19 protein-coding genes are annotated in these 24,250 nt (G+C 75.2%); 15 read left to right on the forward strand and 4 right to left on the reverse strand.

Translation table 11 applies throughout. The features are described 5' to 3' along the window. Both ACFZA0_RS26640 and ACFZA0_RS26645 read right to left on the reverse strand, forming a co-directional pair. Entirely contained in the window at positions 1-1,209 is a 1,209-nt protein-coding gene (locus ACFZA0_RS26640; RefSeq protein ID WP_391021480.1) for a DUF362 domain-containing protein, read from the reverse strand. 40 nt (positions 1,210-1,249) lie between these two features. Then, complete coding sequence (locus tag ACFZA0_RS26645) at positions 1,250-1,921, reverse strand: cyclase family protein (protein WP_391021482.1); 672 nt, start codon at positions 1,919-1,921, stop codon at positions 1,250-1,252. Positions 1,922-2,205: 284 nt separating this feature from the next. Between ACFZA0_RS26645 and aroF the strand changes: the two genes are divergently transcribed. The 13 genes from aroF (at position 2,206) to hisC (ending at position 17,951) form a co-directional block, all read left to right on the forward strand. After that, positions 2,206-3,249, forward strand: coding sequence for a 3-deoxy-7-phosphoheptulonate synthase (aroF, locus tag ACFZA0_RS26650; protein ID WP_391021484.1), 1,044 nt, complete (start codon positions 2,206-2,208; stop codon positions 3,247-3,249). Positions 3,250-3,278: 29 nt separating this feature from the next. Then, positions 3,279-4,385 carry a phenazine biosynthesis protein gene (locus ACFZA0_RS26655; RefSeq protein WP_391021486.1) on the forward strand — a complete coding sequence of 369 codons (1,107 nt, stop codon included), beginning with the start codon at positions 3,279-3,281 and terminating at the stop codon, positions 4,383-4,385. Between the two features lies 1 nt (position 4,386). Further along, positions 4,387-5,874 carry an isochorismate synthase gene (locus ACFZA0_RS26660; RefSeq protein WP_391021488.1) on the forward strand — a complete coding sequence of 496 codons (1,488 nt, stop codon included), beginning with the start codon at positions 4,387-4,389 and terminating at the stop codon, positions 5,872-5,874. Continuing rightward, positions 5,871-6,752, forward strand: a complete 882-nt coding sequence (larE, locus tag ACFZA0_RS26665) for an ATP-dependent sacrificial sulfur transferase LarE (RefSeq protein WP_391021490.1) — start codon at positions 5,871-5,873, stop codon at positions 6,750-6,752. Before ACFZA0_RS26660 ends, larE begins: the two co-directional genes overlap by 4 nt. Beyond that, positions 6,749-7,585 carry a nickel pincer cofactor biosynthesis protein LarB gene (gene larB, locus ACFZA0_RS26670; protein ID WP_391021492.1) on the forward strand — a complete coding sequence of 279 codons (837 nt, stop codon included), beginning with the start codon at positions 6,749-6,751 and terminating at the stop codon, positions 7,583-7,585. The genes larE and larB overlap by 4 nt, the downstream gene beginning before the upstream one ends. After that, the gene (larC, locus tag ACFZA0_RS26675) at positions 7,582-8,853 is read left to right on the forward strand and encodes a nickel pincer cofactor biosynthesis protein LarC (RefSeq protein ID WP_391021494.1); all 1,272 of its coding nucleotides are present in this window, start codon (positions 7,582-7,584) and stop codon (positions 8,851-8,853) included. Before larB ends, larC begins: the two co-directional genes overlap by 4 nt. Next, positions 8,850-10,148: an FAD-dependent oxidoreductase gene (locus tag ACFZA0_RS26680; RefSeq protein WP_391021827.1), complete on the forward strand. Its 1,299-nt coding sequence runs from the start codon at positions 8,850-8,852 to the stop codon at positions 10,146-10,148. Before larC ends, ACFZA0_RS26680 begins: the two co-directional genes overlap by 4 nt. 5 nt (positions 10,149-10,153) lie before the next feature. After that, positions 10,154-11,251: a hypothetical protein gene (locus tag ACFZA0_RS26685; protein ID WP_391021496.1), complete on the forward strand. Its 1,098-nt coding sequence runs from the start codon at positions 10,154-10,156 to the stop codon at positions 11,249-11,251. Positions 11,252-11,315: 64 nt separating this feature from the next. Next, positions 11,316-12,602, forward strand: coding sequence for an ATP-grasp domain-containing protein (locus ACFZA0_RS26690; RefSeq protein ID WP_391021498.1), 1,287 nt, complete (start codon positions 11,316-11,318; stop codon positions 12,600-12,602). Beyond that, the gene (locus tag ACFZA0_RS26695) at positions 12,603-13,877 is read left to right on the forward strand and encodes an MFS transporter (protein ID WP_391021501.1); all 1,275 of its coding nucleotides are present in this window, start codon (positions 12,603-12,605) and stop codon (positions 13,875-13,877) included. It begins immediately after the preceding gene. Further along, entirely contained in the window at positions 13,874-15,298 is a 1,425-nt protein-coding gene (locus ACFZA0_RS26700) for an FAD-linked oxidase C-terminal domain-containing protein (protein ID WP_391021503.1), read from the forward strand. The genes ACFZA0_RS26695 and ACFZA0_RS26700 overlap by 4 nt, the downstream gene beginning before the upstream one ends. 61 nt (positions 15,299-15,359) lie before the next feature. Further along, positions 15,360-16,718 (forward strand): hypothetical protein, encoded by a 1,359-nt coding sequence (locus ACFZA0_RS26705; protein ID WP_391021505.1) that lies wholly within the window; start codon positions 15,360-15,362, stop codon positions 16,716-16,718. Between the two features lie 126 nt (positions 16,719-16,844). Continuing rightward, positions 16,845-17,951: a histidinol-phosphate transaminase gene (hisC, locus tag ACFZA0_RS26710; protein WP_391021507.1), complete on the forward strand. Its 1,107-nt coding sequence runs from the start codon at positions 16,845-16,847 to the stop codon at positions 17,949-17,951. A gap of 380 nt (positions 17,952-18,331) precedes the next feature. Here the strand turns inward: hisC and ACFZA0_RS26715 are convergent, their stop codons facing one another. Continuing rightward, on the reverse strand, positions 18,332-18,853 hold the full coding sequence (locus tag ACFZA0_RS26715; RefSeq protein ID WP_391021510.1) for a LuxR C-terminal-related transcriptional regulator: 522 nt from the start codon (positions 18,851-18,853) through the stop codon (positions 18,332-18,334). A 262-nt stretch (positions 18,854-19,115) separates the two neighbouring features. Between ACFZA0_RS26715 and ACFZA0_RS26720 the strand changes: the two genes are divergently transcribed. Continuing rightward, the gene (locus ACFZA0_RS26720) at positions 19,116-22,118 is read left to right on the forward strand and encodes a BTAD domain-containing putative transcriptional regulator (protein WP_391021512.1); all 3,003 of its coding nucleotides are present in this window, start codon (positions 19,116-19,118) and stop codon (positions 22,116-22,118) included. A gap of 46 nt (positions 22,119-22,164) precedes the next feature. Here the strand turns inward: ACFZA0_RS26720 and ACFZA0_RS26725 are convergent, their stop codons facing one another. Next, positions 22,165-22,308, reverse strand: a complete 144-nt coding sequence (locus tag ACFZA0_RS26725) for a hypothetical protein (RefSeq protein WP_391021514.1) — start codon at positions 22,306-22,308, stop codon at positions 22,165-22,167. 666 nt (positions 22,309-22,974) lie between these two features. Between ACFZA0_RS26725 and ACFZA0_RS26730 the strand changes: the two genes are divergently transcribed. Further along, positions 22,975-24,246 carry an ABC transporter substrate-binding protein gene (locus ACFZA0_RS26730; RefSeq protein ID WP_391021516.1) on the forward strand — a complete coding sequence of 424 codons (1,272 nt, stop codon included), beginning with the start codon at positions 22,975-22,977 and terminating at the stop codon, positions 24,244-24,246. The last annotated feature ends 4 nt before the right edge of the window (positions 24,247-24,250 follow it).

Here is a 24,250-nt window from a genome sequence, read left to right on the forward strand (position 1 = left end):
TCAGACCCACTCCTCCAGTGGCGGCCGGGCGGGCCCGCCGTCGGTGTGCGGTTCGGTGCCCTGTCTCGGCACCCGGAACTGGGTGGACTCCGCCTCGGTGACCGGGGCCCCCATCGCGTGGCGCAGCCCGGCGGTCTGGATGGCACGCGGCGGGCAGCCCTCCAGGTAGATGCCGGCGTCGCGGTGCTCGTACATCGCGTTGCCGACCAGGACGACCGCGCCGCGCAGTGCGGGCAGCCGTTCCATGGGGCCGGACAGGATGGTCAACTCCCCCGGATAGGCGAGGAGTTCGGAGCGCAGCAGATGCATCGCGGCGGCGAGCCAGCGGCGGCAGTCGTCGCACGCGGACTCGGCGTGCAGGTGGATGCCCTCGCGGGGCGGCGTGAGGTCGACCGGGGCGCGGCGGATGCCGAACGCCACGTCCTCCACCGGTGTGCCGCGCACGTCGATGTCGGCGAGGTCGATGGGGCCGAGCCCCCGGGCGTGCGCGTCGCGCAGGTAGGCCAGTTCCCAGGAGCCGACGCCCGCGACCGCCGCCATCGTGGTGTCCATGGCGACCGCGTTGCGGGAGGCGGCGACGAGTCCGACGTCCCGAGTGGTGCCCTCCATCGGGTAGTTGTCCTCGATGACGGTCGTCGCGTCGCACACCACCAGGTGCTGCGGGCGCAGTTGGTTGAGGTCCACGAGGGCCTCCTCCACCCCCGCCATGTGCACGATGCGGGTGGTGAATCCGGGGAGCAGCCCGACCAGGTTCTTCATCGCGTTGGTGAGCACCACGCTGGAGTGGGTGCGCAGTTGGGGCGCCCCGATGAAGAAGTCGCAGTCGAGGACGAGGTCCGGGACGGCGATCGGCACGCGCAGCGAGGTGGCGCCGGGCACCTGCACCACGCGCAGCGGCCGGTCGTCGAAGCTGACGACCTTGGCGTGGCGGTGGACGGGCGCGCCGTCGAGGATCTCCTTGAGCACGTGGGTGCGTTCGGCCACGTAGACCTCGGCGCCCCGGGCGGCGGCACGGGCCGCGACCGCGCACAGCAGCTCGGGGCTGGTGCGGAAGCCGGGCTTGCGCTGGAACATGTTCGGCTTGATGACGACGCGGTCACCGCGGCCGACGTCCGCCAGCGGATCGCCGAGCAGGTCGAGCGCCTCGTCGACGGCGGCCTCGGTCGACGTCGTCGCCCGGGTGATGGACACGGCCGTCAGCCCGCTCACGAGCGGCCCGCCGTGTCGTGGCGGGCCGCCCGGTTCCCGTTCAGCTCGGCCATCCCTCGACGACCACGGCGCGCGCGGGGGCTGCCTCGACACCGGCGACCTTGATGGGCAGGGCCATCAGGTGGGCGACCGGGCTGCCGATCTGGTCGAGGTTCTGGATGTTCTCCAGGATCGGGATGCCGGCGCCGAGCAGCCGGCGGTGCACCTGGCCGCTGCGGTCGTCGGGGCGCTCGGTGATGCAGTCCATGCCGACCAGGACGGCGCCGTTGTCGACGGCCCAGTCGGCGGCGGACACGGTCAGGTACGGGGGCTTGTCCCAGTAGTCCTCGCGGCCGAGGTAGCGCAGCGGGTGGTCGGTGCGCACGAGGAGCCGGTCGCCGCGCTGCCACACGTCGCGCAGCGCCTTCTCCAGGTCGTCGCCGGTGACCGGGTCGAGGTCGCGCTTGTCGGACAGGTCGGCGACGCAGGCGCGGCCCACGAGGGTGTCGAGGGGGACCTCGTCGATCTTCTCCCCGTCCTCGAAGAAGTGGAATCCGGACTCCACGTGCGTGCCGTTGTGCGGAAAGATGTGCAGGTCGGAGAAGGTGCGCCCGCCGCCCGCGGGGTCGGATTCCGGGGTCATGGCACGGCGCACACCGAACTTCGGGTACCAGGGCGCGTCGTACGACGGCATCCCCTCGTACCACCCCTGGCTGATGTCGATGACCTTCACGGTCCGCTCCCTCGGTCGACAGGTGAACCGCGTCCCCACGTCGGGGACGCCGGGCGATCTCAGCACGTCAGAACGGGGGTTGGGGGCGCGGGAAGGGAGGTTGGCAGCTTGCTGCCAGCGCCCTGCCGGGGACGCCGCGGGCGTTGTTACGTTTCCGGCGCACGTCGCGGGGTCGTCGCGGCCGGACCTCTCCGGCGGCGCTGCGCGCCGGGTTCCTCAGCCCCGGCGCCGCCCCGCACCACGTACCCGCCCGACCGTCTGGAAGGCTCCCCATGATCGTGGAAATGCGTCCGCGGGCAACCCGAGAAGAGCTGGAGTCCGTCTCCGGAACACTCCGGGAGCACGGGCTCGTCACGGTGTCCGCCGCGGCGGGCGACGCGGCACTGCTCGTCACCGCGACGAGCGGCACGCCGGAACTGGTGTCCGCCCTCGAACAGGCACCGGGGGTCCTGCGGGTCACGGTGATCGCCGGCCAGCAGCGCCTGACGAGCCGGTCGTTCCGCCCGGAGGACACCCAGGTGAAGGTGGGCCCGGCCGGCGAGGCCGTGATCGGCGGACGCGACTTCACCGTGATCGCCGGGCCCTGCGCGGTCGAGAGCCGCGAGCAGATGTTCGCCTCCGGCGAGGCCGTCGTCGCGGGCGGCGCGGCCATGCTGCGCGGCGGCGCGTTCAAGCCGCGGACCTCCCCGTACAGCTTCCAGGGCATGGGGGTCGCGGGCCTCGCGCTGCTCGCGGAGCAGCGCCGGCACACCGGCCTCCCGGTGGTCACCGAGGTCGTCACGCCGGGCGACGTGGAGAGCGTGGCCGAGGAGAGCGACATGCTCCAGATCGGCACCCGCAACATGCAGAACTTCGAACTGCTGCGCGCGGCGGGGGCGTCGGGACGTCCGGTGCTGCTCAAGCGGGGCATGTCGGCGACCGTCGAGGAGTGGCTGCTCGCGGCGGAGTACGTGATGCAGACCGGCAACGGCGACGTCGTGCTGTGCGAGCGCGGCATCCGCAGCTACGAGCGCGCCACCCGCTTCACGCTGGACCTGAGCGCCGTGGCGGAGGCCAAGCGGCTCACCCACCTGCCGGTGATCGTCGACCCGAGCCACAGCACGGGCAAGCCGCACCTGGTCACGCCGATGTCGCTGGCGGCCGCGTCGTGCGGCGCGGACGGGTTGCTGATCGACGTGCACACCGACGCCCGGCACGCGCTGTGCGACGGCGGACAGGCGCTCAGCGCCGAGGAGTTCACCGCGCTGATGACCCGGCTGCGGCCGGTCGCCGAGGCGGTGGGACGCACCCTGCCGGCGGCCGGTTCCCGTTCCCTGGCGCAGGTCTGAGCCGCGCTCCCCACGACCGAGGAGGAAGCATGACGCAGCAGACACCGGACGGCGCCTTCGACGCCGCCCTCTCCCCCGAGGACTTCGTCGCCGCGGCGATGCGCTGGCACTTCTCGCCGGAGACGGGTTCGCCGTACTGGGTGAAGCGGGCGGCGGAGCTGGACTTCGACCCGCTGACCGACGTGCGCACCTGGGCGGACCTGGACCTGTTCCCGGACGTGAGCGAGGAGTGGCGGGACATCTCCGTCGACGACCTGGTGCCCGCCGGGGTGGGCCGCGAGGGCTGGGACTTCCAGGTCTTCGACAGCGGCGGCACCACCGGCCGCCCCAAGCGCATCGTGGAGTCGCAGTCGCGGCGCGACGGCGTGCTGTGGGTGAGCGAGGTGCTCGCCGAGCACGGCGTGCCGGGCGAGGGGCAGGGGCACTGGCTGCACCTGGGTCCGACCGGCCCGCACATCGTGGGCCGCTCGGTGGGCCTGCTGGCCCAACTGCGGCGCACCTTCTGCCACTTCATCGACTTCGACCCGCGCTGGGTGAAGTCCGCGGTGAAGGCGGGGCGCGGCGAGGACGCGGGCCGTTACGTGCGGCACATCCTCGGCCAGGCGCGCGACGTGCTCTCCACCCAGCCGGTGTCGGTGCTGTTCGCGACGCCCCCCGTGCTGGAGGCCATCGCCGCCGACGAGCGCCTGCTCGACCTGGTGCGCGCCAAGGTGCGCGGCATCGTGTGGGCGGGCACCAGTGTCAGCCCCGAGACGCTGCGGGCGCTGGAGGACGAGGTGTTCCCCGACGCCGCGGTGGTGGGCCTGTACGGCAACACCATGATGGGCATCGCGCCGCAGCGCCCGGCCTCGGCGGACTCCCAAGTGACCGACGGCACCTGCGTGTTCGTGCCCTTCCACCCCTTCAGCCGGGTCCGGGTCGTCGATCCGGAGCACCCCACGACCGAGGTCGGCCACGGGGAGCGCGGGCAGGCCCGGATCAGCCTGCTCTCCCGCGACCTGCTGCTGCCCTGGACGCTGGAGCGCGACTCCGTGGTGCGGATCGCGCCGACGGAGTCCTACCCGCAGGACGGCCTCGCCGACATCCGGCCGCTCACCGTGAGCGGCGACGCGACCCCCGTGGAAGGGGTGTACTGACGTGACGCTCCCCGTCGACACCGTCCCCCTCGCGGCACCCGGGACCCTGCCGGGTCCCCTCGACGACGCCGGCCGCGCCGGCCTGCTCGCCACCGTCCGTGCCGCGGTCGCCCGCGCCCGCGAGCTGCACCGCCCGGTGCTGGCGAGCTGGGCCGCGCCGCTCGGCGCGTGCGACCCGGTCGCCGTGTGGAGCCGCGCCCGCCGCGGCACCCCGCGCTCGTTCCTGTGGCAGTCGGCCTGGGACGACGGTCTGGTCGTCGCCCTCGGCACCGCGCAGGACCTGCGCGGGCGCGGCGAGCGGCGGATGGCGTCGGTGCGCGCCGCGTGGGCCCGCACGGCCGCCGGCACGGTCACCGGCGGCACCGCCGTGGCGGGCCTGCCCTCGGGCGAGGGGCCGCTGGCCGTGGGCGGTTTCGCGTTCAGCCCGGACCTCGGACACGAGCAACGGCGGCTGCCGGACGCCCTGTTGTGGGTGCCCGCGCTCCAGATCCGCGCGGCGGGACGCGGCGGCCCGGCCGAACTGCGCCTGAACGCGACGCTGTTGCACGACAGCGACCCGGACCAGGTCGCCGACGCCCTCGGCCACCTGGCGGAGCGCTCGCTGCGGGGCGTCCCGGCGGACGGACTCGTGCCGGTCCTGCCGCAGCCCCGCGCCGGTACCCGCTCCCGGGTCGAACTGCCGGGCGCCGAGGAGTGGAAGGACCTGGTGCGCCGGGCGACCGGGCACATCCGTGAGGGCGGCTTCGAGAAGCTGGTGCTGGCCCGCGAGCTGCGGGTCACGGCCACCGCGCCCTTCGACATCCCGGGCGCCGTGGGACGGCTGCGGGAGTCCAACCCCGGCACCACCGTCTTCGCGTTCGACCACGAGGAGCACACCTTCCTCGGCGCCACCCCCGAGTACCTGGTGCGCGTCGAGGACGGCACCGTGCACGCCCTCGGCCTGGCCGGGACCGCCCCGCGCGGCGCCACCCCGGAGGAGGACCTCGCGCTGGAGCGCGACCTCGTCGGCAGCGCCAAGATCCAGCACGAGCACGACGTCGTCGTCCGGATGCTGCGCGACGCCGTCGGCCGCGCGTGCGCCGAGGTCGACGTGGAGACACCGCCGTCGGTGGTGAAGCTCACCAACGTGCAGCACCTGTCCACCAAGGTCCGCGGGCACCTCGCGGACGGCGCGGACGCGGGCATCCTCGACCTGGTCGAGCTGCTGCACCCGACGCCCGCGCTCGGCGGCCACCCCCGCCGGGCGGCACTGGACTGGCTGGCCGGCCACGAGGGCCTCGACCGGAGCTGGTACGCCGGGGCCGTCGGCTGGGCGGACGCCCGCGGGCAGGGGCAGTTCGGGGTCGCGATCCGCTCAGCGCTCGTCGAGGGCGCCACGGCGTCGCTGTACGCGGGGTGCGGTCTGGTGGCCGACTCCGACCCGGAGGCCGAGTACGCGGAGACGGTCGCGAAACTGCGGCCGATGTCGAACGCGCTGGGCATCGAGTGACCGCCCCCGCGACGGCGCCGGAGACCGACCCGCACACCCCCGCAGACGCCGGGGACCTGCTCGCGCACCGGGTCGCGGAACTGCGCCGCGGACTGGCCGGCCTGGGCTCGGTGGTCGTCGCGTTCTCCGGCGGCGCGGACTCCGCGCTGCTGCTGGCGGCGGCGCTGCGCGAGCTGGGCAGCGACCGGGTGCTCGCCGCGACCGGTGACTCGGCGAGCCTGTCGCGCGCCGAGCGGGACGCCGCGCGGAACGTCACCGCGACCCTGGGGGCACGCCACACGTTCGTCACCACGCGGGAGCTGGAGGTGACCGGGTACCGCGAGAACTCGCGCTCCCGCTGCTGGTTCTGCAAGGACGAGCTGACCGGGCGGCTGACCGCGCTCGCCGCCCGGGAGGGTCTCGCGCACGTCGCCACCGGCACCAACGCGGACGACCTGGCCGACCGGTTCCGTCCGGGCATCCGGGCCGCCGCGGCACGGGGCGTGGTGACGCCGCTGGCCGACGCGGGGCTGACGAAGGCCCAGGTGCGCGAGGTCAGCCGGCGTTGGGGGCTGCCGACGTGGGACAAGCCCGCGTCGCCGTGCCTGTCGAGCCGTGTGGCGTACGGGCTGCCCGTCACCCGGGAGCGGCTGGCCCGCGTCGAGGACGCCGAGCGCGCGCTGCGGGCGGCCCTGGGACGGGCCCGGATCACCTCCCGCGACCTGCGGGTCCGCGACCTCGGCGACCGGGCGCTGGTGCAGGTCGACCTCGGGGCGACGGCGGCCGTACGGGAGTGCGCCGACGCGCTGGACGCCGTGCGGGCGGCCGGGTTCGCCCACGTGGTCGTGGATCCGGGCGGGTTCAGGTCCGGTTCCCTCAACGAGACGACGGAGGCGTGAGCGTGGATCGCGAACAGGTGCGGGAGCTGCTGCGCCGGGTGTCCGAGGGCACCAGCGGCGTCGAGGAGGCGCTGGGCACCCTGACCGCGGGTCCGCTCGCGGGCGGCGACGGTGTGCTGGACCTGGGCTTCGCCCGGCTCGACACCCACCGCGCGCTGCGCACCGGCGACCCCGAGGTCGTCTACGGCGCCGGGAAGCACACCGAGCACGTCCTCACGCTGCTGCGCGAGCTGGCCGCCCGGCCCGGCGGACGCGGGGCCCTGGCGACCCGGCTGTCCGACGAGGCGCTCGACGCGGTGGAGGCGGCGTTCCCGGACACGGTCCGCGCCGACCGGGAGGCGCGCTGCGCCGCGGTGGGCCCCGCGCCGCGCCCGCACGGCGCACGGGTGCTGGTCCTGACGGCCGGCACGACGGACGAGCCCGTGGCCCGCGAAGTCGCCTTCGTGGCAACGGAGTTCGGCTGCACGACGGAGCTCGTGCGGGACGTCGGCGTGGCCGGGCTGCACCGGCTGCTCGCCGTGCGGGACCGGCTGGAGACGGCGGACTGCCTGGTCGTCGTCGCCGGGATGGACGGCGCGCTGCCGAGCGTGGTGTCCGGCCTCGTGTCCGCGCCCGTCGTCGCGGTGCCCACCAGCGTCGGCTACGGGGCCGCCTTCGGCGGGCTCGCCGCCCTGCTGACGATGCTCAACTCCTGCGGTCCGGGCGTCGTGGTGTGCAACATCGACAACGGGTTCGGGGCGGCGGTCGCCGCCGCCCGGATGACCCGGCGCGGCCGTGCGCCGGTGCGGGACCGCGACGCGGACGCCGCGCGAGCCGTGCCGGTGGGCTCGTGAACACGCCGGGCGGGAGCGGCCGTTCCGGGGCCGCGGCACCCGGGCCGCCCGCCCTCGCCGCCTGGTTCGACTGCTCGGCGGGGGTCGCGGGCGACATGCTGCTGGGCGCGCTGCTGGAGGCGGGCGCCCCGCTCGACGCGGTGCGCCGGGCCGTGGACGCCGTGGTGCCCGGCGCGGTGCGGGTGCGCGTCGAACGGGTCGTGCGCGGCGGGCTGTCGGCCACGAAGGCGCACGTCGACACCGAGGAGTCGCCGGCGCACCGCACCTGGCGGGACATCCGCGCGCTGCTGACGGACGCGGTGCTGCCCGAACCGGTGCGCGAGCGGTCCCTCGCGGTGTTCGCGCGGCTCGCGCGGGCCGAGGCCGCCGTGCACGCGATGCCCGCCGAGGACGTGCACTTCCATGAGGTCGGCGCGCTCGACGCGATCGCCGACGTGGTGGGGGTGTGCGCCGCCGTGGACGCGCTGCGGATCACGAGCGTCACCGCGACACCCCCGGCGCTGGGCTCGGGCCGGGTGCGCGCCGCGCACGGTCACCTCCCCGTCCCGGCGCCCGCCGTGCTGCGGCTGCTCGCCGACGCGGGGGCACCCGCGTCCTCGGGCGGCCTCGACTTCGAGGCGGCGACGCCGACCGGCGTCGCCCTGCTGCTCTCGCTGTGCGACGGCTGGGGCGCCCTGCCGCCGCTGCGGCTGCTGGCCGCGGGCTCCGGCGCGGGCACCCGCGACCTGCCCGCGGTGCCCAACGTGGTCCGCGTGGTGCTGGGCACCCCCACGGCCGGCCCGGCGGGCGCGGCCGTACCCGCGCAGGAGGTCGTGGTGAGTGCCAACGTCGACGACCTCGACCCGCGGGTGTGGCCGCACGTGCTGACACGGCTGCTCCAGGCGGGCGCGGCCGACGCGTGGCTCACCCCGATCCTGATGAAGAAGGGCCGGCCCGCCCACACCCTCTCCGCCCTGTGCGCGCCGCCGGTGCTGGAGGCCGTGCGGGAGACGATCACGGCGGAGACTTCCACCATCGGCACGCGCGAGCACCGGGTGGAGAAGCACGCCCTGGAACGGGAGTTCACCGATGTCGACCTGGACGGCGTCCGGGTGCGCGTCAAGGTGGCCCGGCACCGCGGCCGGGCGGTCAACGTCCAGCCCGAGTACGAGGACGTGGCGGGCGCGGCCGACCGGCTCGGCATCCCCGTGAAGACGGCGCTGGCCAGGTCGGTCGCGGCGGCCGAGGCGGTCGCGGGCGAGGAGAGGGGCGAACCGTGGAGAACGTGATCGTGGTCGGGGCGGGCCTCGCGGGGCTGCGCGCCGTGGAGGCGCTGCGGGCGCGGGGGTTCGGCGGTGCGCTGACCCTGGTCGGTGCCGAGCCCCACCCGCCGTACGACCGGCCCCCGTTGTCGAAGGACGTCCTCGCGGGCGCCGCCGACGACACCGCGCTGCCGGTGGACTGGGCGGCGCTGGACTGCGTGTTCCGGCCGGACACGCACGCGACGGGGCTGCGCCCGCACGCGGGGCGCCCCGGCGGTGTCCTCGTCACCACGGCGGGCGAACTGCCGTGGGACGGGCTGGTGCTGGCCACCGGCGCGCACGCCGTGCGGCTGCCCGGCACCGGCCCGCAGCACGTCCTGCGGACCGTCGACGACGCCCGTCGGCTGCGCGCACTGCTGACGCCGGGCGCACGGGTGGTGGTGGTCGGCGCGGGCTGGATCGGCGCCGAGACGGCGGCCACCGCCGCCGCGCGCGGCTGCCGGGTGACGGTGCTGGAGGCGTCGCCGGCTCCGCTGTCGCAGGCGCTGGGCGTCCGGCTCGGCGCGCTGACCGCGCCCTGGTACGCCGAGGCCGGTGTCGCGCTGCGCCTCGGGGTGCGTGTCGCCTCCGTGGACGAGGGCGGACTGACCCTGGCGGACGGCGAGTTCGTGGCCGCGGACGTCGTGGTCACCGGCGTGGGTGCCCGCCCCGGCACCGGCTGGCTGGCCGGGTCGGGGATCGTGACCGGGCCCGGTGTCGTGGTGGACGGCGCGCTGCGCACGTCCCGCCCGGACGTGGTCGCCGCCGGCGACTGCGCGTCCTGGTGGTCCGCCCGCTACGGGCGCCGCACCACCGCCGAGCACTGGGACACGGCGCTGAACGCCCCGGACGTGGCCGCCGCCTCGCTGCTGGGCCAGAACGCCGTGTACGACCCGGTCCCGTACGTGTGGTCCGAGCAGTTCGGCCGCATGCTCCAGTACGCCGGGGACCACACGGGGGCCGACCGCACGGTGCTGCGCGGCACGCCGGACGGGCCCGGCTGGACGGTGCTGTGGCTGCGCGGCGACCGTCTGGAGGCCCTGCTCACCGTGGACCGGCCGCGCGACATGGCGCAGGGCCGCAAGCTCGCCGCCCGCTCCGCGCGCCTGGACACCGCCCTGCTCGCCGACCCGGACGTCCCGCTCACCCGGGCGGCGCTCCCGCCGGACGCGCCCGCCGCTTCTCCCAACGCGCCAGCGCCGTACGCCGGTTCGGCCCGCAACGCCCCCGCACCCGCCCCCGCCCCCGCCCCCGCCCCCGCCCCCGACGCGATTCCGAGGTAACCGCCATGGCTTCCGCCTGCCCCGACGTCCCGCTGGTCGTCCTGCCGTCGAACAACGTCGTGCACTGCCGGACCCGGCCCTCGCCGCCCGTCGCCGACGCGCTGGCGGCGGCCGTCGGCGCGCTGGCCGAACTGCGCGCCGCCCTGCTCGCCCCCGAGGGCGCGGACCGGGCACGGCAGGACGCCGCCCTGGAGGCCGCCCTGGGGAGCGTGTCGCACCTCGCGGCCGTTTCGCGGACGGCGCCGTTCGACACCGGGGGCCTGCGGCCGATCGTGCCCAACCACGAGTACTTCGGCGTCCGTACGGCCGAGGTCGACGACGCCCACCGCACCGCCGAGATCAGCCTGATCGTGCTGCGCGCGCTGACCGACCTGCGCCATGCCCGGATCGACCTGAACGACCGGGCCGCCGAGGTCAGGGCGATGGCGCTGGTGCTGTCCCGGCTCGACGCGGGGCCCGGCGCGCCGGTGCTCGCGCCGGTGCCCGGTCCGGCCGCCGGGGCGCCGGTGGCGGCCGCCGACGACGAGCTGACCCGCTGGGTGATCACCCACCACTTCTACTTCGTGCTGAACCTCGCGGCGGCGACGGCGGTCACGCGCGGCATCGCCGCGATGGCCGACGAGGACCGCGAGGCAGCGACCGCCGCCTTCCGGGACGCCGCGGTGCTGGTGCGCGCCTTCACCGCCGCGATGCTGCACTCCGGGGACATGTCGGCGCCCTGCTACGACGCGAAGGTCCGGCCGACCATGCAGCCCCCGGCGGTCCCCGCGGCGCTCACCGGGCGCACCCAGCCCGAGCACAAGGCGTTCCGCAAGGCCATGCGGCGGCTCGCCGGCACGGAGACCGAGTCGTTCGCCAAGCTCGCCGTCACCGACCCGGAACTCGCGCTCGCGCGCGACGCGCTCCTGGAGGCGGACCTGCACGACCTCGAACGGCACATCGTGGTGACGGCGGCGCTGGTGGGCGACGACCAGTCGATCGTCGCCGCCGACTCGGCGGGCGGCAGCGCCATCGCGATGCTGCGCACCATGCGCCACACCCGCGCCATGTCGTACCGCGAGCTGATGCGGTTCGGCGACCCGGTGGAACTGGCCGTCCAGTGACCCGCACGGGCCTTCTTTCCGCACGCGGCCGGGCCGCGACCTCGCACAGGACGGTGGGACGACCATGACCTCCAGCACCAGCCGCCCGACGGTGGTACTCGTCGACGCGTACGCCAGCGCCCGGTGCCTGGCCCCGGCCTTCCGGGACCGGGGCGTCGACTGCGTGCACCTGCGCAGCACGCCGGACATCCCGGACGTCTACGCGGCGAGCTTCCGCCCGGACGACTTCACCGCCGAGGTGGTGCACGACGGCGACGCCGCCGCCACGGCCGCGGCCCTCGCCGCGCACGCGCCGCTCGGCGTGCTGCCCGGCATCGAGCGTGCGGTCCATCTCGCCGACGAACTGGGCGAGTTGCTCGGCACGCCGGGCAACGGCACCGCGCTCAGCCCCGCCCGGCGGGACAAGTTCCGCATGATCGAGACGGTCAAGGCGGCCGGGGTGCCCGGCACCGAGCAGATCGTGACGGCCGACGCGGACGAACTCCTCGGCTGGTACGCCTCGCAGGCCGGCCGGGTCGTGCTCAAGCCGGTCTCCAGCACCGGCAACGACGGCGTCCACTTCTGCGACAGCGCCGACGAGGTCCGCGCCGCGTTCGCGAAGCTGATCGGCCAGGTCAGCGTGCTCGGCCAGGAGAACCGGACGGTGCTCGCGCAGGAGTACCTGGTGGGCAGCGAGTACATCGTCAACACCGTCAGCCGGGACGGCGCGCACCACGTCACCGACATCTGGAAGATGCACCACATCGGCGCGAACGGGGTGCGCGACCTGCCCGCCGGCGCCGAACTGCTGCCCCGGCACGGGGCGGACCAGGACGCGCTGGTCGAGCACACGCTGCTCGTACTGGACGCGCTCGGCATCGCCAACGGGCCCGCGCACTCGGAGCTGAAGCTGACGCCGAAGGGCGCGCGCCTGGTGGAGACCGGGGCCCGGCTGTGCGGCGCCGACGTGCACGTGCCGACGCTGGCCGCGATCGGCGAGAGCCAGTTGGAATGGACCGTCGAGGCGTACGCCGACCCGGTACGGTTCGCTCAACGGGCCTCCGCCGCATACGAGTTGCCGCGGCATGCCCGGATCGTCAACATGGTGGCGCCGGACGGCGGTGTGCTGGCCGGCTACCCGCGCATGGGCGAACTGCTGGCGCTGGAGAGCTACCACGACGCGGTGTTCCGGGTCCGGCCCGGAGACACGCTCAGCCCGTCCGTGGACGACTGGACGTTCCCGCTGCGGGTGTTCCTCGCCCACGAGTCGGAGAGCGCCGTCGCCCGGGACGCGCTCTCCGCGCGCTGGCTGGACGGCACCGGCTTCTACGCGATCGAAACGGCCCCCCACGGCCCCCTCACTGGAGAGTAAATGTCCTTCCTGCGCCCCCGTTTCAAGGGGGAACGCGCCCTGATCGCCGGCATCGCCATCGATGCGACCGGCTCGGGCATGTACGTCCCCTTCAACCTGATCTTCTTCAGCCACGTGACCGACCTGCCCCTCGCGCAGATAGGTCTGGTCCTCACCGTGACCAGCCTGATCGCGCTCGCCGCGCTGCCGCTGGGCGGCGCGGCGGTGGACCGGTTCGGCGCGCTGAAGGTGCTGATCGTGCTGTACCTGGTGCGGGCGCTGGGCTTCGCCCTGTACCCGCTCGCCCACAACCTGCCCGCGTTCGCGGTGCTCGCGCTGGTCACCGCGGCGGGCACCCGGGCCGCGCCGTCGACCCTCCAGGCGCGGTTCGCCGAACTCCTCTCGGGCACCGACCGGGACCGGATGCAGGCACTCTCCCGCAGCCTCGGCAACGCCGGGCTCGGCGGCGGCACCCTGATCGCGTCGCTGATCATCGCGACCGCCGGGGACCACGGCTACGTCATCGCGGCCTGGCTCAACGCGGGCAGCTTCGTCGTCGCCGCGCTGCTCGCCACCCGTACCCCGGCCAGCCCGCACGCGGACCGCAACAGGCCGTCCAGGAAGGGCGGTTACCGGCTCGTCGCGAAGGACCCCTCATTCCTCCTGCTCGCCCTGTCCAACCTGTCGCTGGCCATCGGCTACACCTCCCTGACGATCCTGCTGCCCGTGTTCGCCATCAAGTGGCTGCACGTTCCGCAGGGCCTCATCGGCAGCGCGTTCATCGTCAACACCGCGCTGTGCGCCACGCTGGGGGTGCCGGTCGCGGCGCTCGCCCGGCGCCGGTTCCGCACCAGGATCGGCATGGCCCAGGCGGGCGCGGGCCTGTTCGTGCTCGCCTTCGTCGGGCAGATCGTCCTCGGCACGGTGCGCCCCGAGAACAACGCGCTGGCCATGACGGTGCTGCTGACCTGCGTCGTCGTCGCCACGTTCGGCGAGCTGGTGCACAGCCCCGCGGCGAGCACCCTGGCCCAGGCGGCGGCCCCGGCCGCGCTGCGCGGTCGCTACCTGGCCGCCTACCAGTCGTCCTGGGCGCTGGCCAACGCCCTGGCGCCGAGCGTGTTCACCGCGCTGGTCTCGCAGGACGGCAGGCTGCCGTGGCTGGTGATCGCGGTCACCGCGGTGCTGGGCGCGTTCATGCTGCGGCTGGCGGAGCGCCGGCTGCCGGCCGACGCCGTGTACTTCGAGCCGCCCGCGGCGAAGGCCGAACCGGCGGAGGCAGAGGCGGCGACCGGTTGACCGCCGCCCCGTCCGCCGTCACGACGGCGGACGTACGCCTCCTCGCGCGACGGCTGTCGGCCGTCGTGGGGGACGCGCACGTCCTGGCCGACGCCGACCTGCGCGCCCCCTACGAACGGGACTTCACCGGCCGCTGGCAGGGCGGTTCACTGCTGGTGGTGCGGCCCGCCGACACCGCGCAGACCGCCGAGGTGCTGCGGCTGTGCGCCGGGGCGGGCGTCGCCGTCGTGCCGCAGGGCGGCAACACCGGGCTCGTCGGCGCCTCCGTGCCGGGCGGGGACGCCCGCGGCGAGGTGCTGCTGTCGCTGCGGCGGCTGGACGGCGTGGGCCCGGTCGACCCCCGGGCCCGTCGGGTGACGGTCGGCGCGGGGGTGACACTGGCCGCGCTTCAGCACCAAGTACGGCCGCACGGGCTGGAGTTCGGCGTCGACCTCGCCTCCCGCGACTCGGCGACGCTGGGCGGCATGGCGGCGACGAACGCCGGCGGCGAGCGGGTCGTGCGGTACGGCACGACCCGCGCCAACGTCGCGGGCGTGGAGGCGGTCACCGCCGACGGGCGGGTCCTCGACCGGCTGGCCGGGCTGCCCAAGGACAACACCGGGTACGACCTGGCCGGCCTCCTCGTCGGCAGCGAGGGCACGCTCGCGGTGCTGACCCGGCTGCGGCTGGTCCTGCGCACCCGTCCGCCCCGGCGTACGGCGGCGCTGCTCGCCGTGGACTCGGTGGCCGCGGCGGTGGCGGCCCTCGAACCGCTGCGGCGCCTGGAGAGCCTGGAACTCGCCGAGTTCTTCACGGCCGACGGTCTCGCGCTGGTCCTCGCGCACGGCTCCCTCCCCGCGCCGTTCCGTACGGCACACCCCGTTTACCTGCTCGTGGAGTGCGCGGCCGCGCACGACCCGACGGAGGAACTCGCCGACGCGGTCGCGCTGTGCGCCGCGCGCGAGGTCGCCGTCGCCACCGACGGGGGCGCCCGGCGGCGGCTGGCCGCCTACCGCGAACGGCACACGGAGGCCGTCAACTCCCTCGGCCCGCCACTGAAGTTCGACGTCACCCTGCCGCTGCCCGAACTGCCGCGCTTCGTCGACGAGTTGCCCGGACTGCTGGCGGGCCGGGCACGTGCCGTCGTCTTCGGGCACCTCGCCGAGGGCAACGTGCACCTCAATCTCGTCGGCGCGGCCCGCTCCGACGAGGAGCCGCTCGCCCGCGCCGTGCTGGGGCGGGTCGCGGACGCGGGCGGTTCCATCAGCGCCGAGCACGGCGTCGGCCGGGCCAAGGCCGCGTACCTCCCCCTCACCCGCGGCGCCGACGACGTCGCCCTGATGCGGGCGGTGAAGGCGGCGTGGGACCCGGCCGGGATCCTCAACCCCGGTGCCATGCTGCCGAGTCCGCCGCCACCGGGCGCGCGTCCCCGGCCCGCCTGACCGACCGCGCGGCGGACGACCGTGCCGTGCGACCTTCCACACGACTGCAAGGAGAACTCACATGGACCGCGAGTCGCTGACGGCGGAATACCTCGGCCGGGTGACCCGGGCCGGGGCCACGGCGGGTGAACTGGTGGGCAGGCTCCCGGAGTCGGAGATGCTCGCCGCCTTCTACAAGGGCACCTTCATGTCCCGCCCGGTCTTCCTCGGCCACGAGGAGCGGGTGCGCGCCTTCCACGACGTCCGCACGGTCCTCGACGCCGTCGAGAGCCTGCCGGAGCTGCTGTTCGGCGGGGACTTCGCCGCGTTCGCGCGGGCCGCCGGGCTCAGCGAACCGCAGGTCGCCGCCGTGGTGCGCGGACGCGGCGCGCGGATGACCCGGCAGGTGCGCGCCGACCTGTTCCTCCAGGACGGCGGTTTCAAGGTGCTGGAGTTCAACATCGGCAGCTCCATCGGCGGCATGGACAACGCCGACCTGTGCCGGGGCCTGCTGGAGCACCCGCTGCTCGCCTCCTTCGCCGAGGAACACCGGCTCGGATACGTGGACACCCTGCGCGAGCAGGTCAACAACGTGCTGGTGGAGTGCGGCTTCGCGCCGGGCGACCGGCCGGTGGTCGCACTGACCGACTGGCCGAGCTACTTCGAGAACGAGGTCGCGTACATGCGTCAGCTGTGCCTGCGCTGGCAGGAGCTGGGCCTTGACGCCCGGCCGTGCCACATAGGGCAGTTGGAGGCACGCAACGGCCGCGTGTACCTCGGCGACGAGCCGGTCGACATCGTCTTCCGGACGTTCGCCATCTCGCAGATCCTCGACGCCCCGGAGCTGCTCGACCCGGTCCTGGACGCCGCCGAGCGCGGCGAGGTGAAGATCTTCACCCCGCTCGACTCGGCCGCGTACGCGAGCAAGGGCAGCCTCGCGATGCTCTCCGACGAGGACACCCGGCCGCTGCTCACCGAGGAGCAGCGGGCGAGCGTCGACCGGCTGCTGCCGTGGACGCGCGCCGTGCGCCCCGGGCAGGTGACGCTGGAGGACGGCGGCCGGGCGGACCTCTTCGACTACGCGGTGGAGAACCGCCGCGAGCTGGTCCTGAAGCCCAACTCCCTCTACGGCAACCGGGGAGTGATCCTCGGCTGGACCCCGGACCTCACCGACGCGGAGTGGCGCGAGCTGCTCGACGCGGCGGTCGGCACCCCGCACATCGTGCAGCGCCGCGTCCGGCCGACTCCCGAGCTGTTCCCGGACGAGAAGGGCGAGCTGCGCCCGTGGAACCTGCTGTGGGGCATGTTCTCCGTGGCCAACGGCTACGGCGGCGCCAACGTGCGTGCCACGGCGGCCGAGTTGGGGGACGTGGTGATGAACCGCGCGCACGGCATCCACTCGGGGCCGTCCCTGTACGAGCTTCCGCCGACGGGGGCCTGACCCCCGCCGCCCGTCCTCCCCGGCCCGAGGCCGGACCGGGCCCGGACCCCGGTCCGGGCCCCGTGCCACACCACCCGCGCGAGAGCGGCCCGTCCCCGGCCGCCTCCGGCAGAGAGCAGCCGCCCCATGTCGCAGGAGACCGACGCCATGCCGCAGGAGAGCTCCACCGTCCGCTTCCCCCGCCACCGCCCGGTGCTCGACCGGATGGCGGGCTACCGCCCGAGCCGGGCCACCGGCGCCCCCGCCGTCCCGCCGGTCGAACTGGCCGCCAACGAGTCGCCCTGGGGGCCGCCCCCCGAGGTCGTCGACGCCATCGGACGGGCGGCGCTGCTGGCGAACCGGTACCCGGACATCGGCTGCACGGAGCTGGTGGCCCGGCTCGCCGAGCGGCTCGGCGTGCCCGAGGAGAGTGTCGCGGTGGGCTGCGGCTCGGTGGGCGTGGCCCAGATGCTGGTGACCGCGATGGCCGAGCCGGGCACCGAAGTCCTGTACGCCTGGCCGTCGTTCGAGGCCTATCCGCTGCTGACCGCGCTGTCGGGCGCCACCCCCGTGGAGGTGCCCCTGCGGGACGGGGCGCACGACCTGACGGCCATGGCGGACGCCGTGACGGAGCGGACCCGGCTGGTCTTCGTCTGCAACCCGAACAACCCGACCGGGACCGTGGTGGACGGGGCGGCGCTGCGGGCGTTCGCCGACCGCGTCCCGGACCACTGCCTGGTGGTGATCGACGAGGCGTACCACGAGTACGTACGCGACCCGGACGCCACCGGCGGTCTCGGGCTGGCCCTGGAGCGGCCCAACGTGGTGGTGCTGCGCACCTTCTCCAAGGCGTACGGCCTGGCCGCCCTGCGGGTGGGCTACCTGGTGGGGCACCCGGTGGTGGCCGGCACCGTCCGCAAGGCGTACCTGCCGTTCAGCGTGAGCTCCCTCGCGCAGGCGGCGGCCGTGGCCGCGCTGGACGCCGAGAAGGAACTGCTGGCACGGGTGGACACCACGGTCGCCGAGCGCACCCGGGTGCGGGACGCGCTGCGGGGGCTCGGGCTGACCGTGCCGCCGAGCGAGGCCAACTTCCTCTGGCTCGAACTGGGCACCCGCTCGGCCGTGTTCGCCGAGCACTGCGGCCGGGCGGGGGTCGTCGTCCGGGCCGTGCCCGGCGCGGGAGTCCGGGCCTCGGTGGGCTCCCCCGCCGAGAACGACGCGCTGCTCGCGGCGGCGGCCGCGTTCGGCGACTGAGTACGCGTCCGGGAACCGGGTCCACGGAACCCGGGAGGCGCCGAACCCCTCTGTCATGAGGCGGGGTTCGGCGCCTTCGCGTTTCCCGCCCCGGCGGGTGCCCGGCGGCCCCCGGGCGGCCCCGGGCGGCCCGGACCGCTGCGGGCGGTGCCGGGCGCCGCCGGGAGGCGGGCCGCCGGGCCGCGTCGGCCGCATCCGGGGCCGGGCGCGCGCGGGGGGACCGTAAGCGGAATCCCGTGGGCGGCCGGTGCGGCGCACCGGCACCGGTCGCTGGACGCGCGTAGATCGTCGGCACGCAAAAGGGGCAGGTCAACGCGGCGCCCACCGCTTCCCGGGCCATTCCCGGCCGCTTTGTGCGGACTTCCGCGGCACAGGGAAAATTAATCCCCGCGGCGCATTTCCAGGTTTGGAACGTGGGAAGTCGGAAAGATCGCGGCGTCCTGTGCGAGACCGGTGCGCCGCCCGGCGACCCCGGAAGCGCTTTCCGCGCCGCGCGGCGCCGGACCCGCCGGATTCCCGCCGGCCCACGATTCCCGGGGCCGCTCCGGCCCGCCGCCGTCACCGTGCCAGTGCGCGACCCGGTAGGGCGGCCCGCCCGCGCGTGCCGCCCCGGGCGCCACCGGGGCGGCCCCGGGCGGCGGCCCGTCCATCCAGCCCCGGCTCGCGGCGATCACACCCGCCTGGAAGCGGCTGCGGGCGTCCAGCCTGTCCATCAGGGCGGCGATGATCCGACGGCACGTCCGCACGGAGACGTTGAGCCGCCGCGCGATGCCCTCGTCGAGATGCCCGTCGGCCAGAAGCTGAAGGACCAGTCTCTCCCGTCCGGTCGGCGTCGGCCCGCCCTCCCCGACGGATGCCGCCCGGTCGTCCGTTCTCTCCGTCAGCACGTCGGCAGCGATCAATGGAATACCTCTCCGAGGCCGCAAGTCCCCCTGGTATCACGCAGGTTGGACGTGCGCCTCCCCCAGTCGGCAAAGAATCCGTTTTGTTTCGACTGATTTCGGGGGCGACCCCCACAACAATTCGCGGAGTCGCTCACCGATTCTCCATAAGGCTGCCTTGCTCATGTCCCGATCGGATACCGGTCCGTTACTCTTCCCCGGCAGACGGTAACGATCACGGCCCGGCGGCTGACCTCGCCCGGCGTGACGCGGAGGGGGACAAGTGGAGCACGCGGGGGAAGAAGAGGAAGGCATACGCCTCAAGGTGCTGGGGGCACTGGAGTGCTGGGACGCGGGAGAGCGGATACCGCTGGGCGGCACGAAGGCCGAACGGGTGCTCGGTTTCCTGCTTCTGTCCCACGGGCGCACCGTCCCGGTCAACCGCCTCGTGGAGGCCGTCTGGGGCGACCGGCCGCCGTCCACCGCCGCCCACCAGATCCGCAAGACCGTCTCGACGCTGCGCCGCACCCTGCCCGGCGGCTCCCGGACCCTGCACACCGACGGCGCCGGCTACCGGGTGCTGGTCGGCCCCGGCCAGCTCGACCTCCTGGACTTCGAGGCGCTGCTCCGCTCGGCCGCCGTCGCCCAGGACGCCGACCGCCCCCGGGAGGCCGCCGCGGCGCTGCGGACCGCGCTGGACCTGTGGCGCGGCCCCGTCCTGGACGGCCTGACCTCCGACGCCCTGGACAGCGCGGCGAACGTCCTGGTGGAGACCCGGCTCTCGGCCGTCGAGCAGTACACACGACTGTGCCTGACGGCCAATCAACTCACCGGCCTGGCAGCGTACTTGCGCCCCCTCGTGGACGCGCACCCGCTGCGCGAGTCGCTGCGCGAACAGCTCATGACGGTGCTGTACCGCACCGGCCGGCACGCCGAGGCGCTGGAGGAGTTCGCCACCGTGCGGCGCCTGCTCGCCGAGGAGCTGGGCGCCGACCCGAGCCCCCAACTGGCCCGCCTGCACGAGGCGATCCTGCGCCGCAGCCCCGAACTGTCCGGCCCCGCGCCCGCCCCGTCCCCGCCCGCGGCGGACCAGGAGACGGACCGCGACCCCGTCCCCGTGCGCTGCACCCTGCCCTACGACCTGCCGGACTTCACCGGCCGCCAGGAGACCGTTCGGCGCGCGCTGGCCGCCCTCGCCGACGACCGGCGCATCGTCACGGTCAACGGCATGGGCGGCACCGGCAAGACGGCGCTGGCGGTGCACGTCGCCAACCGCGCCGCGCCCCGCTACCCGGACGGCCAGCTCTTCCTCGACCTGCACGGCTTCACCCCGGGCCACCAGCCGCTCCAACCCCTGGACGCACTCGACCAGTTGCTGCGCAGCCTGGGGGTGCCCAGCGACCGCATGCCGGAGGAGCTGAGCGGGCGGCAGGCGCTGTGGCGGTCGGTCACCGCGGACCGGCGGCTGCTGGTCGTCCTCGACAACGCGCGGGACGCGGCCCAGATCCAGCCGCTGCTGCCCGGCGCCGGGGGCTCCGCCGCCATCGTCACCAGCCGTACCCGGCTGGTCGAACTGGACGGCGCCGAGTGGCTGTCCGTCGGCAGCCTGTCGATGGAGGAGAGCGTCGAACTCCTCGGCAAGGTACTGACGGTGGAGCACGACGACCCCGAGGCCCGCACCCTGCTCGCGGGGATGTGCGCGGGCCTCCCGCTGGCCCTGCGCATCGCCTCGGCCCGGCTGCGCAACCGCCCCCAGTGGACGGTCCGTTACCTCGTCGACCGGATGCGCACGGAGGCCAGGACCCTCACCGAACTGCGCGTCGGCGAACGCAGCGTCGCCGCCAGCCTCCAGCTCTCGTACGGCGCGATGGGCGAGCGGCACCGGGCCGCGTTCCGGCTGCTGGGCTGGCACCCGGGCACGGACTTCGACGTGCCGAGCGCCGCCGCCCTGCTCGGCACGGACATCGGCGAGGCGGAGTCCCTCCTGGAGGACCTGCTCGACGTCACCCTGCTCGAACAGCAGACCCTGGACCGCTACACCCTGCACGACCTGGTGCGCTGGTTCGCCCGCGACCTGCGCGAGGAACAGCCCACCGCACGCGAGGAACAGGCCGTGCGCCGCCTCCTCGACCACTATCTGCTCGCCCTGGAGCGCGCCTGCGACCTGCTCTTCCCCGGCCGTGCCCCGCACCCCGTGCCGCAGCCCGCCGGCAGCGCCACGGTGCCCCGCTTCGCGTGCGCGGCGGACGCGCTGCGCTGGCTCGACCACGAGTACCCGGCGCTGCGCTCCGCCGCCCAGCTCGCCTACGACACGGGGGCCGACCTGCACGCCGCGTACCTGCCGCGCGGTCTGGCGTTCTACCTCAACCTGCGGGGCTGGTGGACGGAGTTCCGCGACACGGGGACCCTGGCCGTACGGGCCGCCCGGCGCCTCGACGACCCGCTGGTGCTGCGGATCAGCCTGACCAACCTGGCGATGGCGCTGTGGAAACTCGGCGATCTCCAGGGCGCGTTGGCCCATCTCGACGAGGCGCTGGAGCTGGCCGAACGGACGGCGGAGGAACCCGGCGTCGCCGCCTGCCTCAGCCGGATCGGGGTGTGCCTGTCCAGCCTCGGCGCCTACGAGGACGCGCTCGCCCAGCTCGACCGGGCGCTGACCCTGCACCGGCGGCTCGGTTCCCGGCGGGAGGAGGCGGAGGCCCTGGCCAACACCGCGTCCGCGCTCAACGCCCTGGGCCGGCACGAGGAGGCGGCGGAGGCGGCGGAGGCGGCCGTCCGGCTGGACCGCGGCCTCGGCGAGTGCGACCACGAGCTGTACGCCCTGACCGAACTGGCCGTCGCCCACCTCGGCGCGGGCAGGCCGCAGCGGGCGCTGCACGTGCTGTCCGGTGTGCCGGGCGAGCCCGACCGGTTCTCCCAGCCCGGCACCGTCGGCCTGCTCCTGGCCCACCGCGCGGAGGCCTACCAGCGCCTGGGCCGCCCGCTGGAGGCGGAGCTGTGCACGGCGCGGGCCCTGACGATGCTGGACGTGAGCGGGGCGATCCGGCGGGCCGAGATCAAGAACGTCCTCGGCCGTGTCCACCACCAACGCGGCGACCACAGCGAGGCGTTGGAGCTGCACCGCGGTGCCCTGGTCCGTTCGTCGGCCATGGGTCTGCGGCTGGAGACGGGCCGCGCGCACGCGGGGGTCGCCGCCGCCGCGGACGCCCTCGGCGACCCGGCGACCGCGCTGTCGTCCCGCGAGGCCGCCCGCCGCATCTTCGACGACCTCGGGGTTCCGGGATGAGCGGCCGGGCGGCGCGCGGTGCCGCGCCCGCCCGGTCCCGGCGGGGCTACTTGTGCACGACGTTCGGCCCGGCCTCGGACGCCACGACGGCGGACGCGGAGCCTGCGGACGCGGCCGGGAACGCGACCAGCGCCGCGGCCGTGGCCACGCCGCTCAGCAGGAGGAGTGCGCGAACGACCACCTTGTTCATCTCTGTGTCCTGTTCTCTCGCTGGCGCGGGCTGGCCGGCCCCGCGACACGGGCGTCGGAGGGGGCGGTTCGAACCGCCCCGGAGACCCGCACGCACGGGTCACCGCCCAGGGGTCGTCCGGCCCTCCCCCCAGGGCGCGGCTCACTATGTACGACCCGGTTCCCGATCGGTTCCCGCCCGACTACCCGACGCGACCGACCGGACACGCGGAGCGCTCGCCGCGCCGCCCGGAAGTGCGAAAACGCCGCGCGCACGGGCCCGTTGACGAGGGACCGGCCCCGGGACCGGGCGGGCGGGGCAGCCGCGGAGGCCGAACCGGCTCTGTTCGGGGACCTGTTGGCCGACCGGGCGCACGGCGAGGCGCGACGCGGGAGTCCGGCCGCGCGCCGCGCGTGACCGTCCCCGTCCGGGCGCGGGCCCCCGCCGGGACCGGCGCGGCGCCGCCATGTGGGGCGGGCACATGAGCCCCGCGGCAGGAGCGGTGCGCGCCACCATGTCGGCGGCCCGCGGGCGACTTCTACCGTCCCCTCCGTCAGCAATCGCGCCGCCGCCGGAGTCCGCCGCAGTTGTTCCCGCGGTGTCCGGTGCGCCCGCTGTGCCCAGGGCAGCGGTCGCACCGGAACAGGGACGGGCCGGTACGGCAACCACCCGCCAGGAGCCGGCCCCATGCCCACGACCCCCGTGAACCCGACGCGCCCACCCGCGGCCCCGGCCGCCGCCCGCCCCCGCCGCACCGGAGCCCTCGCCGCCCTCGCGGCCCTCGCGGCCGGCGCCCTCCTCGCCACCGGCTGCGCGCAGGCCGGCACCGCAGGATCCGACGCGGGCGGTGACGGCGGCAAGGGCGCCGCCCCCGTCCGGGTGGGCCTGGTCTACTCGAAGACCGGTCTGCTCGCCGCGTACGGCAAGCAGTACGCGGACGGCTTCCGGGCCGGCCTCGACCACGCGACCCACGGCACCGGCAAGGTGAACGGGCACGCCATCGTCGTCACCGAGCGGGACGACGCGGGCGACGCGTCCAAGGCCGTCGCCGCCGGCAAGGACCTGATCGGCAAGGGCGCGAAGATCCTCGCGGGCAGCACCGACTCCGGCATCGCGCTCCAGATGGCCCCACTCGCCGCCCAGAACAAGGTGCTGTTCCTCGACGGCCCGGCCGCCACCGACGCCCTGACCGGCATCAACTCCTACACGTTCCGCTCCGGCCGGCAGTCCTACCAGGACACCCTGACGGCCGCCGCGATGCTCGGCGACGCCAAGGGCAAGAAGGTCACCGTGCTCGCGCAGGACTCCACCTTCGGCAAGGCCAACGTGGACGCCGTGAAGGCGGTCATCGGCGGCGAGGGCGCCAAGGTGTCCTCCGTGCTCGCCCCGCCCGCCGCCACCGACCTGACCCCGTTCGCCCGGCAGGTCAGGGCCGCGAAACCCGACCTGGTGTTCGTGGCGTGGGCCGGCTCAACCGCGCCCGCCCTGTGGACCGCCCTCGACCAGCAGGGCGTCCTGACCTCGGCGAAGGTCACCACCGGTCTGGCCGGCACCGCGTCGTACCCGGTGTTCGGGGCCGGCGGCCGGAAGATCACCTTTCTCGCGCACTACTTCCCGGGCGCCGCGGGCACGGCCGCCGAGAAGGCCATGATCACGTCGGTGCGGGCGGCGGGCGGCACCCCCGACCTGTTCACCCCGGACGGCTTCACCGCGGCCCAGATGGTCGTGCGGGCCGTCGAGGGCAGCGCCACCGACACCTCCGTGATGGTGAAGTCCCTGGAGGGCTGGACCTTCCAGGGCGTCAAGGGCGAGCAGCAGATCCGCGCCGAGGACCACGCGATGCTCCAGCCCATGTTCCAGGCCAAGTTGACCGGCAGCGGCAAGAGCGCCGCACCCGAACTGGTCCGGACGCTGCCGCGGGGCGAGGTGGCCCCGCCCGTCCAGCCGATGGCGGGCTGAACCG

The sequence above is a fragment of the Streptomyces sp. NPDC008150 genome (assembly GCF_042956945.1).
Classification (GTDB): domain Bacteria; phylum Actinomycetota; class Actinomycetes; order Streptomycetales; family Streptomycetaceae; genus Streptomyces.